Here is a 12,626-nt window from a genome sequence, read left to right as displayed (position 1 = left end):
CTCGGGCGAGACCGGGCAGTTGGGGTGCCTCCGATATCAGAGACACCCCAACTGCCTCAGGCGCAACGCTTGTGCGAGTTGTTCCGCGCGCTGATCGGGCTCCGGAAGTCACGTGGGAACGTGGTGTACGGCGTGCGGTAGCTGGACAGGTCGTACACCGTCACCGCGCACTCGGTGTCCCGGTTCCAGAGGCCCCCGGCGGTGTTGGCCACCCACAGGCTGGTGTTCCCGTCGGGAACGTTGCCCCAGATGTCGTTCGAGTGGTCAGCGTCGTTGTACCAGAAATGACGCTGGAAGGAGCTCGTCATGAAGTCGTCCCAGGCGAAGTCAAAGCAGATCTCAGCCCGGTTGCACGCTGCCTTACCATCCCCCTTGTCCGCCTGGGCGGCGGTTCCGCCCAAGGCGGCGGCGGCAATGCCAACCAGGGTTGCCGCCATGATGCTTTTTGCTTTCATACACCGCTCCTCGGATATGTGAGGCTCCGAGAGAGGCGCCCACGAAACGGGCACGACTCTGAGGCCAAGTGGCCGTGGTCGCGGGCGTAAAAAGGCCCCAGATAGGGAAAGTTGGGCGCTCGGCGAATAACGCAGTGAGCGACCAAGAACCTCGAACCTTGAAACCCCGTGTGGCCTACACAGATGGATTACTGTGTGGCACCAACATCCTGGCCGATGTGCGTCGATCTCCGCAACCCCATAGTGGCGACGGCCTATACCAGAACAGCGTTGATCTTCAGACGGCCGGTGGGGGCACTCGGCGACAGTGCGGTCCGGCAGCAATCCCGAAGTCGCCCGCGCCGAGCAGCGAATATGCCGGGAAACCGACTCCGTGGACGGCCGGGCCGACGGGCAGAAAAGCTGCGATCGGCGGCTTCTGCGCGTTTCATGGCATCTGTGGTTCTCGCCGGTCGAGATCATCGAGGCGTACCAGCACTGTCCGTACTCGACAGCCTTCTCTCGACGCGCTTCCCTCCAGCGTCACCCAGGGTGAGTCAAGAGGCCATCGAAGGCGATGCCAGCCGCACAGTTACCAGCCAGAGGGTTTCCGGCCGGGTTCACCCATGGTCACGACTCCGGTTTACCGGCCAGGCGGCAGCTTCTGTTGGTGGCTCGGGTTGTGGGCACTCCTCACGAAGCGTGAATCCGCAATCGTGGCGCAGTCCGCACTCCCGCACTCCATTCGTGCACCGCTCCGGCTCGTAGAAGTTTTTCGAGCGCCCGCTCCCACTCCTCTGACCGGCGAATTTCGGAACATCTTCGAATAATGGCCGGAGGTTCCGCCGGGGATCCCACCACCCGGGGCGACGACGGTCGGCGCCCGGCGGTGGGCGGAACTTCCAGGCGTCCTCGGCCGACAAACCTCATGACATCGATCTTCGAGGGGAAGTCATGCCCAGCCTCCTGCCCCGTCGGGCCCTGCGCCCAGCGGTCCTGTTCACCGGGGCCGCACTCGTCGTGTCCCTGGCCGCCTGCAAGTCGTCGTCCGGGGAGTCGTCGACCACCCCCACGCCGTCCGCCACGGCCTCCGTCGAAGCCACCGTCGAGGCCGGTGTGCTGGGCGTACGCGATCCGTGGGTGAAGGCCGCCGACGAGGGGATGACGGCGGCGTTCGCCACGTTTGTCAACGACAGCGACACCGATGTCACGATCACCGGTGCCGCCACGGAGATCTCCCCGATGGAGCTGCACGAGATGGCGATGGCGGACGGGAAGATGGTGATGCGGGCCAAGCAGGGTGGCGTGGTGATCAAGGCGAAAAGCGAGTACAAGCTGGAACCGGGCGGCGACCACCTGATGTTGATGGACCTCGCCAAGCCGGTGCGGGCCGGTGACGAGCTGTCCTTCACCCTCAGCTTCGCCGACGGGCGGACCCAGACGTTCCGCGCGGTGGCCAAGCCGTTCACCGGGGCGCAGGAGAGCTACGCACCCGGGCACGGGGAGCCGATGCCGGACATGCCGACGAGCCACAGCCCGGCGCCGTGACGCCCACCAGCCGGCCGGTGAGCCGGCGCGGCCTGCTCACCGGCGGCGCGCTGGCCGCCGGTGGCACGGTGGTCGGGGCCGCCGCGGTAGCCACCACCCGCGGCGAGCCAGCGGGACGCCCGCCGGAGCGGCCGCCGACGGCGGGGGTCGGCGAGGCGGTCGAACCGTTCCACGGGGTACGGCAGGCGGGGATCGCCACCGAACCGCAGGCACACGCCGCATTCGTCGCCTTCACCCTGCGCCCCGGCACCGACCGCGGCGCCCTCGGGCGGCTGCTGCGGCTGCTCTCCGACGACGCCGCCCGGCTCACCCAGGGCCGACCCGCGCTCGCCGACACCGAACCCGAGTTGGGGCTGCTACCGGCCCGGCTCACCGTCACCTTCGGCTTCGGCCCGGGCCTGTTCACCGCCGCCGGTCTCGACGACCGCCGCCCACCCTCGGTGGTCGACCTGCCCGCGTTTCCGATCGACCGGCTGCAATCCCGCTGGTCCGGCGGGGATCTGCTGGTGCAGCTCTGCGCCGACGACCCGCTCACCGTCGCGCACGCGCAACGGGTCCTGGTCAAGGACACTCGGCCCTTCGCCACGGTGCGTTGGGTGCAGCAGGGTTTCCGGCGGGCGGCCGGCGCCGAGCCGGGCCGGACCCAACGCAACCTCTTCGGCCAGCTCGACGGCACCGCCAATCCGAAGCCGGGTACGCCGGTGGAGACGGCGGTCTGGATCGCCGACGGGCCGGACTGGTTACGCGACGGCACCACGCTGGTGGTGCGGCGGATCAGCATGAACCTGGAGACCTGGGACCTGCTCGGTCGCACCGACCGGGAACTGGCCGTCGGTCGGCGGCTGGGCAGCGGTGCCCCACTGACCGGCACCCGCGAACACGACGAGCCCGACTTCGCCGCTCTCGGCCCGGACGGGCTGACGGTCATCCCGGATTTCTCGCACCTCACCCGGGCGCACGTCACCGACGACCGGTTCCGGATCCTGCGCCGTCCCTACAACTACGACGGCGTACCCGCCGCCGACGGCACCGCGGACAGTGGGCTCATCTTCGCGGCGTACCAGGCCGACATCGCCACCCAGTTCCTGCCCATCCAGCGGCGGCTCGCCCAGCGGGACCTGCTCAACGAGTGGACCACCCCGATCGGTTCCGCCGTCTTCGCCGTCCCGCCCGGCTGCCCGGAGGGTGGTTGGGTCGGTCAGCAACTGCTCGACTGACGAGGAGAATGACCGCATGTCTCGCCGCATTCACCGGCCGCTCGCCGCCGCCCTCGCCGCCACGCTGGCCGCCACCGCGCTGCTGCTCGGGCCGGTTGCCCCCGCGTACGCGCACAACGTGCTGCGCAAGGCCACTCCTGCGCAGGACGCCGAGCTGAAGAAGGCACCGACCCGGATCACCCTGGAGTTCCTCCAGAAGCTGAACCCGTCGTTCACCACCATCACCCTCAGCGACGCCGACAAGCAGCAGGTGACCACCGGCGAGCCGGAGGTCAGCGGCACCAAGGGCACGATCACCATCGAGCCGCCGCTGGCCAACGGCGTCTACACCGTCGCGTACCGGGTGGTCTCCACCGACGGGCACCCGGTGCAGGGGTCGTACAAGTTCACCGTCGCCGACCCGACGGCCACCGCCGAACCGAGCCCCAGCCCCACGGTGAGCGAGCCGGCACCGACGTCGGCGCCCCCGAGCGCCGAACCGACCGCCTCCGCCGCAGCCGCCAGCCCGGCCGCGAGCAGTTCCTCCGGCGGTCCCGGCACGGCGGCGCTGCTGGCCGGCGGCGGAATCGTGCTGGCGCTGGTGGCCGCCGCAGCGGTGCTCCTGCTGCGCCGCCGGTCCACCACTGGAGGCAACCCGGCGCGGTGAGCATCGCCGGGGCGGCACCCCAGCGGTCAGCACCGGCGGGCCTCAGCGCAGCAGCACCGGTCCCGCGTCGATCGGGGTCCGGAACAGCGCGTACGGCTTGCGGCGCAGATCCCTGCCCTGCTGGAAACCGGGTTGCCGGTGCAATTGGTTCGCGGTGACGTAAAGGTGCCCGTCCACCGCCACCGACAGGGTGTCCGGCCAGAGCAGCCGAGGGTCGTGGACGACACTCTCGTACTCGCCGTCCGGACGCCGCCGCAGCACCGCGTTGTGCTCGTACGCGGTGAGGTAGATCCGTCCGGCGTCGTCGGTCTCCAGGCCGTCGGAGCCGGTGCCCTTGTCGCCCTCGTGGACCACCGTCGCGACGACCTCGTCCGCGCTGGCCGAGACGTCGGCGAGCGCGTCGGTGGCGACGCTGTACCACTGGCGCGAGGCCAGCGGACAGTAGTAGAGCCGGGAACCATCGGCGGAGATGGCTATCCCGTCCGCGCCGATCGTCAGCGGTGTCGGCGGCCCGTCGGCCGACCGTTGCAGGAGGGGTCTCCCCTCCACCACCGGCCGGAACCGAGCCAGTGGCTCCGCCTTGGTCGAGGGATGATCGTGCAGTCGTCGCCAGGAGGCACCGCTGGCCAGGTCGACCACGATGATCCCGTTCGGCCCGGCGACCGCGGAGTCGGTGATGTACGCGACGCCCGCCTCGCCGCGCCGCAGGTCGAAGCGCACATCGTTGAGGTACGTGGTGGGCAGCGCCACGTCCGGCGGAAAGGTGATCACCTGGGCAACGGTGTCGCTGCCCAGGTCGATCCGGACCAGTTTGGGGCCGCCCGGTCGAGTCGGTTGGAACTTCGGGCTGCCGGTGTCGAGCACCCAGAGCCGGTCGACGGGGTCGACCACGACGCTCTGCACCGAGACGAAGGCACCCGGATCGTCGTCGTCTCGCGGCTGGTTCCACCGCTCGTCCGGGTACGGCACCTCGGCGCCGTCGCGCAGCTCGACCACGGTGGCGGGCACCTCGTCGCCCCAGCGGGGGAAGTTGACGAAGATCCGGCCGGTGTGCGAGACGCTGACCCCGGTCGGCATCGGCCCGGTGAAGGCATGGATCAGTTCCAGCTCGCCGACGGGCTCGTCGGACACGGGCTCGCTCATCCGCTGCTCCTGCCGTCGGGCCGCGTCTGTCCCGACCCGTGCCCGGGTCTCAGCCGAGGCGGCCTGGGCAACACCCGTTCCCGTCGTCGGATGACGCAAACGTGACGGCGCGGCTTCTTCGCCCGGCGCGCCGGCGGGGTGTCAGCCGGCGGCAGGGTGCCGATGTTGCCGGGGCGCGGGCAGGCGGTCGGTGTCCGCGTAGCCGGCGGCCTGGAGAGTGAACAGCTCGGCGTACCGACCACCGGCGGCGACGAGTTCGTCGTGGGTGCCCTGCTCGATCAGACGACCGTGATGCAGCACGAAGATCCGGTCGGCGTGCCGGACGTTGGCCAGCCGGTGCGTGATCAGGATGGTGGTGGCCCGGCCGCGCCGGTCGCGGATGGCCTGGAACAGCGCGTCCTCGGCCCGCGGGTCGAGCGCCGAGGACGGCTCGTCCATCACCAGCAGTTCGGCGTCGCGCAGGAAACCGCGAGCCGCGGTGATCCGCTGCCACTGCCCGCCGGAGAGGTCCTGCCCCTTGGCGAACGTACGGTCGAGCAGCGTCTCGTACCCGTGCGGCAACTCACGGATCATCTCGTCGGCGACCGCCCGGGCGGCGGCGGCCTCGATCCGGTCCTGCCGGGCCTCGGTGTCGATGTCCCCGATGGCGATGTTCGTGGCGGCGGTGAACGGCCACTTGTGGTACTCCTGGGTCACCACGGCGATACGACCACGCAACTCGTCGCGGTCCAACTCGGACAGGGGCCGCCCGTTCCAGCGGATCACGCCGTCGCTGGGCGTACGCAGGGCCGCGATCATCGCGGCCAGGCTGCTCTTGCCGGATCCGTTCTCCCCGACGAAGGCCACCGTCTGCCCCGCCTCGACGGTCAACGTCACACGATCCACCGCCGGGGTGTCGCGATCCGGGTAACGCAGGCTCACCGCCTCCACGGTCAGCTCCCGCAGCCGGTCGGGTGCCGTTGCCACCGCCTGCTCCGGCAGGTAGGTGGCGGCGCGGGTCATGAACCCCGTGTAGTCGCGGAAGTGCTGGCCCTCGGTGTAGACGCGGTCCATCTGAAAGGTCACCACGGCCAGCGAACGTTGCGCCGCCTGTACCGCGATCACACAGGTCGCCGCCGCCGCAAGCGGGATCTGTCCGTCGATGAGCAGCAGACCGAGCAGCGCGTAGACCACGGCGGTGGCGACGCCTCCGATCATCGAGCCCACCGTGACCGTCGTGGTCACCCGACGCGCCAGGGCCAGCTCGATGTCGGTCTCCACCGCCATCACCCGGTCGTACTGGTCCAGCAGGAACCGGCGCAGGCCGTACGAGCGCAGTTCCGGTGCCGACGCCCGTTCGGCCATCAGCCGGTGCAGCAACCACATCCGACGTCGCCGGACCGAGCCGGCGATGTAGGTCTGGTACCGCAGGTGCCCCGCCCGCAGCGACGCCCACGCGTTCGGCACGGTCGCGACCAGCAGCGCCGGCAGCAGCAGCGGATGAATCACCACGACTGCCACGGTCACCGCGACCACCCCGACCAGCCCGGCGAGCAGGTTCATCGACGCGGGAACCAGATCCACGGCGGAATCGGTGCCCCGGGAGGCACGCTCCATGTCGTCGGCGAAAGCGTCCGCGTCGAAGGCCTCCAGTCGCACGGCCGTGGTCATCTCGAACAACCCTCGCTCCACCTCCCGGCTGACCCTGGGCGTCAGTCCGTTCAGGGCGTAACCGGTGGCGATCGCCATGCCGGACCGCGTCGCGGTCGCCGCGGCCAGCACCGCGAGCGCCGGCAGCGCGGCGACCACCTTCTCCCCGGTCGGCCCACCGGCGAACAACTCCACAAGCACCCGCTGCGTCGCGAGCAGCCCGAACGCCGACATCACGCCGGCACCGACCGTCGCGACGGCGACCACCGAGGTACGCAGCCGGTCGGCCCGCCAGCTGATCCGCAGGGCCGCCCAGATCAGCCGGGGCAGTTCGGCGAAGACGGCGAGCAGACCGGCCTGGGTCCGCGCCCGCATGCCCGTCTCCCACCACATGGCCCGCATCTCGGGGAGCACCGACTCCCCGGCCGACGGCTCGGCCTGTTCCGCTCGGTCACGACGTCGGGTCGACGTGGCGGCCATGCAAACACCTCCAGGGGTCGGCGACACGCGGCGATCGCCTCTGCCCGCTGGATGGCGCCGCCGGGACGCGAACCAACGAGATAGCCAAAGGCGATCGACCAGCTACTTATCGTCACCGTCGATACGGTGGTGGTCCAGCCCTGTCGGCGCGCCGAACCGCCCGACCCGGACGCCGGGCTCCGGTCACCGCCGCTCGGCGCACCCCGGCAGCCGAGCGGGGTCAGGCACCGCGCGGGGCGTACATGATTACGGCGACGCCGAGCAGGCAGATCGCGGCACCGGTGAGGTCCCACCGGTCCGGACGGAAGCCGTCGAAGATCATCCCCCAGGCGAGCGAGCCGGCGACAAAAACCCCGCCGTACGCGGCCAGGATGCGGCCGAAGTTCGGGTCGGGCTGGAAGGTGGCGACGAAGCCGTACGCGCCGAGGGCGAGCACCCCGGCTGCGACGAACCAGAGCCCCCGGTGCTCCCGCCAGCCCTGCCACACCAGCCAGGCCCCGCCGATCTCGGCGATCGCGGCCAGGACGAACAGCAGGACGGAACGCAGCACGGTCACCCGCCGCACCCTACCGACAGCGGCTGGCCGCACCCCGGGTCGGCGTCCAGCGAGCGGCGTTATCCTCTGCACGGGGCATCCCGCCGGAGGTGCCCGTGGCGGTGGGGCCCGCCACCCCGCCGGTGCGGGACAACCGCGGCGCTCGCCGCCAACGGTCCCTGCCAGGGCAGACGCGTACTGGTAGGTGGTGACCGTGGGGGCGCAGCGACCGCCCGTCGATCCCGATGTCGATCTCAGTGTGCCGCGGCAGCGCGCGGAGCTGCGGGGCGGGACCGCCAGTCTGCTCGCCGCGATCTCCGTCGGCGGGATGGTCGGCGCGCTGGCGCGATACGGGCTGACGGTGACCTTTCCGCATCCGCCGTCCGGCTTCCCCTGGGCCACCTTTGCCGTCAACGTCTCCGGCTGTCTGCTCATCGGGACGCTGATGGTGCTGATCACCGAGGTGTGGGCCGCGCACCGACTGGTCCGGCCCTTCCTCGGCGTCGGCGTGCTCGGCGGCTACACGACCTTCTCGACGTACGCCGTCGAGGTGCAGCAGGCGGTGGCGGCCGGCGCGGCCCGGACCGGCCTGCTGTATCTCGCCGGTACCCTCGTCGCCGCCCTCGCCGCCGTCCGGCTGGGCGTGACCCTGACCCGGCTGGCGACCGGCGTGAACCGGAAGCGGAGCGCCGGATGACCATCATCCTGGTGGCGCTCGGTGCCGCTGTCGGCGCACCGTTGCGCTACCTCGTCGACCGGGCGGTGCAGGGACGTCACGACTCCGTCTTTCCGTGGGGCACCTTAGCGGCCAACGTGGTCGGCTCCCTCCTCCTTGGTGTCCTGATCGGCGGGGCCGCGGTGGGTGCGGTGCCCGGTTCCCTGGTCAACCTGCTCGGCCTCGGTCTGTGCGGTGCGCTTACCACCTACTCGACCTTCGGCTACGAGACGATCCGGCTCCTCGAGGACGGTGCCCGTTTTCCCGCGCTGGTCAACGCTGGCGTCAGCGTCGTCGCCGCGCTGGGCGCCGCGTTCGTCGGGGTCGCCCTCGCCGAGGCGCTGTGGGCCTGACCGTCGCGCGTTCTCGGTGACCGGGCTCCTCGGCGTGCCGGCCGTTCAGCCGAGATCGTGGCGCAGCCGCTTGTCGATGGCGACCACGACTGCGGAAACCGCCCCGACGGCCAGGATGCGCAACCACACGTCCGGCCCGATCGGTGCCGTGCCGAAGATGGTGTTCATCGGTGGCAGGTACGTGATGGCGAGTTGGCACAGCGCCTGCGCGGCGACGCCGAGCAACAGCAGGCGGTTGGTGAAGAAGCCGAGCCGCCATGCCGAACGGGTCAGCGACCGGCAGCTGAACAGGTAGAACGTCTCGACCACGACGAAGACGTTCATGGCGGCGGTACGCGCCTGTGCGACATCGGCGCCGTTGGAGTACTCCCACTGGAACACCCACCACGCGCCGGCCACCAGCAACGTGGCCACCAGCACGATCCGGATCACCAGAGCGCCGGTCAGCAGCGGCCGGGCCGGGTCGCGGGGCGGCCGTCGCATGATGCCGCGCTCCTTCGGCTCGAAGGCCAGCATCAGGCCGAGCAGGACGGCGGTGGTCATGTTGATCCAGAGGATCTGCGTGGGCAGCAACGGCAGCGTGGCACCCAGCACGATGGCGACCAGCACCACCAGCCCTTCACCGAGGTTCGTCGGCAGCGTCCAGACGATGAACTTTGTGATGTTGTCGAAGACCCCGCGGCCCTCCTCCACCGCGGCCTCGATGGTGGCGAAGTCGTCATCGGTGAGGACCATGTCGGCCGCTTCCTTGGCCACCTCGGTCCCGGACCGGGCCATCGCGATGCCGATGTTCGCCTGCCGCAACGCGGGGGCGTCGTTGACCCCGTCGCCGGTCACCGCGACCACGTGGCCTCGTTGCTGAAGGGTCTCGACCAGCCGGAGTTTCTGTTCCGGGGAGACCCGGGCGAAGACGGCGGCCCGGTCCACCGCCTCGCCGAACCCCTCGGCGGGCAACTCTTCGAGATCCGTGCCGGTGACCACCCGGTCCGGACGTTCGGCGTCGAGCAGCCCGAGTTGGCCGGCGATGGCACCGGCGGTCGCCGCATGGTCGCCTGTGATCATCTTGACGTTGATGCCCGCCGAGTGGCAGGCCCGTACCGCCGGGGCGGCGGCGCTGCGGGGTGGGTCGAGCATCGCCTGCAACCCGGTGAGGACCAGGGTGCCGGGCAGCGCGACCTCGTCGAAACCGTCGTCCGGACCGTCCGGTGGTCGTACGGCGGTGGCCAGCACCCGCAGCCCGCGACCGGCCAGTTCCTCGGCCGCCCGGAGCGCGGCGTCGGCCCGGAGCGGGCGGATCTGACCGTTGGCACCCATCTCGCCCCGGCACATCGACACGATCCGCTCGACGCCCCCCTTGGCCAGGACCACCGTCCGGCCCGTGGCGCGCTCGTCGTGCAACGTCGCCATGTACTGCCGCTTCGAGTCGAAGGGGATGGTGTCCCGGCGTGGATAGTCGGCGGACAGCCGACCGTGGTCGATGCCCACCTTGGCCGCTACCACCTGCATCGCGCCCTCGGTCGGATCCCCGGCCAGCAGCCACTCGCCGTCCTGCTCGCGTACCCGCGCGTCGTTGCATCCGGCACCGGCCAGCAGCGACCAGCGCAGGGCCTCGCCGCCCCGGCCTTCGTCGCGGACCTCCCCTTCCGGCCGGTAGCCGGCGCCGGTCACCTCGAACTCGGCGTCCGGGGTCCACAGCGCCCGGACCGTCATCTGGTTCTCGGTGAGCGTGCCGGTCTTGTCGGAGCAGACGACAGTAGTGCTGCCCAACGTCTCGATCGCCGGCAGACGACGGATCACCGCCCGTCGACGGGCCATCCGGGTCACCCCGATCGCCAGGGTGATGGTGACCGCCGCCGGCAGCCCTTCGGGGATCGCGCCGACGGCGAGCGCCACGGCCGCCGTGAACGTCTCGACCGCGTCCTGGCCGCGGAGCAGACCGACGGCGAAGGTCACCGCCGCCAGCACCAGGATGATCACGGTCAGCACCTTGCTGAACCGGGCCAGCTTGCGGGTCAGCGGGGTGGCCAGCGCCTCCGCCGCACCGACCAGTCGGTGGATCTGGCCGAGTTCCGTCTCGGCCCCGGTGGCCACCGCGATGCCGGCGCCGCCGCCGGCCGCGACGAGCGTGCCCGACCAGACCATGTTGCGCCGGTCGGCGACCGGTGTGCCCACCGGCAGCTCCGCCTCCAGCTTGTCCACCGGTACGGATTCGCCCGTCAGCGCCGACTCGTCGACCCGCAGCTCGGCCAGCCGGACCAACCGCAGATCCACCGGCACCTTGTCGCCGGCCTCCAGCACTACCAGGTCACCGGGGACCAGGTCGTCGGAGGAGATCGCCCGCAGCTCGCCGTCGCGGATCACGCGCGCCTCGGTACGCACCATCGAGCGCAGGCTGTCCAGGGCCGCCTCGGCCCGCGACTCCTGGGCGTAGCCGATCCCGGCGTTGATCAGCACCACCGCGAGGATCACGGCCGAGTCGACGTACTCGCCGAGGACCGCGGTGACCACGCCTGCCGCGATCAGCACGTAGATGAGCGGGTTGTGGAACTGCCGCAGGATCCGACGCAGCAGGCCGCCACCACCGGCGGCGGGCAGCACGTTGGGCCCGTACCGGTCCAGCCGCCGGGCGGCCTCGGCGTCGCTCAGGCCGCGCTGCGGGTCCGTCTCCAGCAGCAGCACCACCTCGTGGGTGGACATGCCGTGGTGTTCGTCGGATCGCGACGTCCCCGCTGACTGTTCGAGCGTCACCGTCACCCCGCCGACGAAGAGAACCGGACCCGCGCCGCCGACCCGGGTCGCCGCCTTCCGCCCCGGCGGCGGGCCGGACACCGCATCCACCATCTTCCGGGACAAACTCGACCGAGCAGGCCGGAACGCCCGATCACGGCCGACGCGCTGTCGGCCGTCGCCGTTCAGCCGCTGGTGCGCTCGGCCGAATCGGGGTCGAGGTGCCGCCGCAGGGCGGCGATCTCGGCACGCAGGGCCGCCACGTCGTCGCTGGTGGCCGCCGCCGGCTTGTCGGCGCCAGCCGCGACGCGCTCGACGATCCAGGTCGCCAGCGAACCCGTGACGAAACCGATCAGGCCGATTCCACCGATCATCAGACCGAGGGCGACGAATCGCCCCGCGGTGGTCACCGGGTAGAAGTCGCCGTAACCGACGGTGGTGATGGTGACCGTCGACCACCACAACGCGTCGTCGAAGGCGGTGATGTTGGCGTCCGGCGCGAGTCGTTCGGCGTCCAGCACCGCCAGCGCGGAGACCAGCACCAGCAGTGCCGTGGTGGCGGCGACGTAGACGGCCAGCCGGCCGCGGGCCCACACCTCGGTGCGGCGATTGATGGTCAGCACCACCATGACCAGGCGTACCGCGCGCAGTGGTCGCAGCATCGGCAGCGTCAGCACCACGAGGTCGAACAGGTGTTCTCGGAGGAACTTCCGCCGGTCCGTGGCCAGCCGCAGCCGAACGAGGATGTCCGCCCAGAACAGCGCCCAGACGATGACCGTCGTGGCGGAACAGGCGGCCCGCCAGGCCGGGCTGAGGTCCGGACGCAGGATCGGTGCCGCGTACACCACCAGGAACACCACGGACAGCACGGTGAGCGGTGCGGCGCTGACCCGCTCCCATGCCTCCAGTCGATCGGTCCGCTGTGCTGTCCCGCCGCCCATGAGCCGGCTCCCGTCTGCTCCGTCGTCGTACGCGTGACCGGGCCATGGTCGCGCAGCCGGACACGAGACCCCACAGGCGGTCCGCAGATCGTCCGGACAGTGCGTCACCGTCACGCTCGGCATTCGGTGGCTGCTCGCCCGGTAACGTGAGCGCGGGGACACACCGTGGCACGGGTCGCCGCCCGGCTGGCAGAGCCGGGCGTGCCGGCTGTGCGGCCCGTGGGGGCGGGGGTCGGCGTTGTACCCCCACAGCGGGCG

General features: G+C 71.0%; 11 protein-coding genes. 5 read left to right on the top strand and 6 right to left on the bottom strand.

Features of this window, described 5'->3' with window-relative positions; genetic code table 11:
• Positions 1-56: 56 nt before the first annotated feature.
• The gene (locus ACN26Z_RS04710; RefSeq protein WP_093408485.1) at positions 57-437 is read right to left on the bottom strand and encodes a hypothetical protein; all 381 of its coding nucleotides are present in this window, start codon (positions 435-437) and stop codon (positions 57-59) included.
• Positions 438-1,388: 951 nt separating this feature from the next.
• Here ACN26Z_RS04710 and ACN26Z_RS04705 point away from each other — a divergent pair.
• Genes ACN26Z_RS04705 through ACN26Z_RS04695 form a run of 3 tightly spaced genes read left to right on the top strand, consistent with a single transcriptional unit; the run spans position 1,389 to position 3,845 of the window.
• Entirely contained in the window at positions 1,389-1,982 is a 594-nt protein-coding gene (locus ACN26Z_RS04705; RefSeq protein ID WP_421460002.1) for a copper chaperone PCu(A)C, read from the top strand.
• On the top strand, positions 1,979-3,199 hold the full coding sequence (locus tag ACN26Z_RS04700; protein WP_421460000.1) for a Dyp-type peroxidase: 1,221 nt from the start codon (positions 1,979-1,981) through the stop codon (positions 3,197-3,199). Before ACN26Z_RS04705 ends, ACN26Z_RS04700 begins: the two co-directional genes overlap by 4 nt.
• Before the next feature lie 16 nt (positions 3,200-3,215).
• Positions 3,216-3,845 carry a copper resistance CopC family protein gene (locus ACN26Z_RS04695; protein ID WP_421459998.1) on the top strand — a complete coding sequence of 210 codons (630 nt, stop codon included), beginning with the start codon at positions 3,216-3,218 and terminating at the stop codon, positions 3,843-3,845.
• Between the two features lie 42 nt (positions 3,846-3,887).
• On the opposite strand, the gene ACN26Z_RS04690 is transcribed toward ACN26Z_RS04695, so the two are convergent.
• From ACN26Z_RS04690 to ACN26Z_RS04680, 3 genes are all read right to left on the bottom strand, one after another.
• Positions 3,888-4,988, bottom strand: a complete 1,101-nt coding sequence (locus ACN26Z_RS04690) for an L-dopachrome tautomerase-related protein (RefSeq protein WP_421459996.1) — start codon at positions 4,986-4,988, stop codon at positions 3,888-3,890.
• Positions 4,989-5,129: 141 nt separating this feature from the next.
• Positions 5,130-7,010: an ABC transporter ATP-binding protein gene (locus ACN26Z_RS04685; RefSeq protein ID WP_421464527.1), complete on the bottom strand. Its 1,881-nt coding sequence runs from the start codon at positions 7,008-7,010 to the stop codon at positions 5,130-5,132.
• Between the two features lie 307 nt (positions 7,011-7,317).
• The gene (locus ACN26Z_RS04680; RefSeq protein WP_093408611.1) at positions 7,318-7,653 is read right to left on the bottom strand and encodes a YnfA family protein; all 336 of its coding nucleotides are present in this window, start codon (positions 7,651-7,653) and stop codon (positions 7,318-7,320) included.
• A 193-nt stretch (positions 7,654-7,846) separates the two neighbouring features.
• Between ACN26Z_RS04680 and crcB the strand changes: the two genes are divergently transcribed.
• Together crcB and ACN26Z_RS04670 are read left to right on the top strand one after the other, a co-directional pair.
• Positions 7,847-8,329 (top strand): fluoride efflux transporter CrcB, encoded by a 483-nt coding sequence (crcB, locus tag ACN26Z_RS04675; RefSeq protein WP_421459994.1) that lies wholly within the window; start codon positions 7,847-7,849, stop codon positions 8,327-8,329.
• On the top strand, positions 8,326-8,700 hold the full coding sequence (locus ACN26Z_RS04670) for a fluoride efflux transporter FluC (protein ID WP_421459992.1): 375 nt from the start codon (positions 8,326-8,328) through the stop codon (positions 8,698-8,700). Before crcB ends, ACN26Z_RS04670 begins: the two co-directional genes overlap by 4 nt.
• A gap of 45 nt (positions 8,701-8,745) precedes the next feature.
• Here ACN26Z_RS04670 and ACN26Z_RS04665 read toward each other — a convergent pair whose 3' ends face one another.
• Both ACN26Z_RS04665 and ACN26Z_RS04660 read right to left on the bottom strand, forming a co-directional pair.
• Entirely contained in the window at positions 8,746-11,397 is a 2,652-nt protein-coding gene (locus ACN26Z_RS04665; RefSeq protein WP_421464525.1) for an HAD-IC family P-type ATPase, read from the bottom strand.
• A gap of 215 nt (positions 11,398-11,612) precedes the next feature.
• Positions 11,613-12,368, bottom strand: coding sequence for a potassium channel family protein (locus tag ACN26Z_RS04660; protein WP_282240180.1), 756 nt, complete (start codon positions 12,366-12,368; stop codon positions 11,613-11,615).
• Positions 12,369-12,626 lie beyond the last annotated feature (258 nt).

Origin of the sequence: Verrucosispora sp. WMMD703, assembly GCF_049178935.1 — a bacterium.
GTDB classification, from domain to species: domain Bacteria; phylum Actinomycetota; class Actinomycetes; order Mycobacteriales; family Micromonosporaceae; genus Micromonospora; species Micromonospora sediminimaris.
This window is presented reverse-complemented; position numbering and strand designations above follow the sequence as displayed.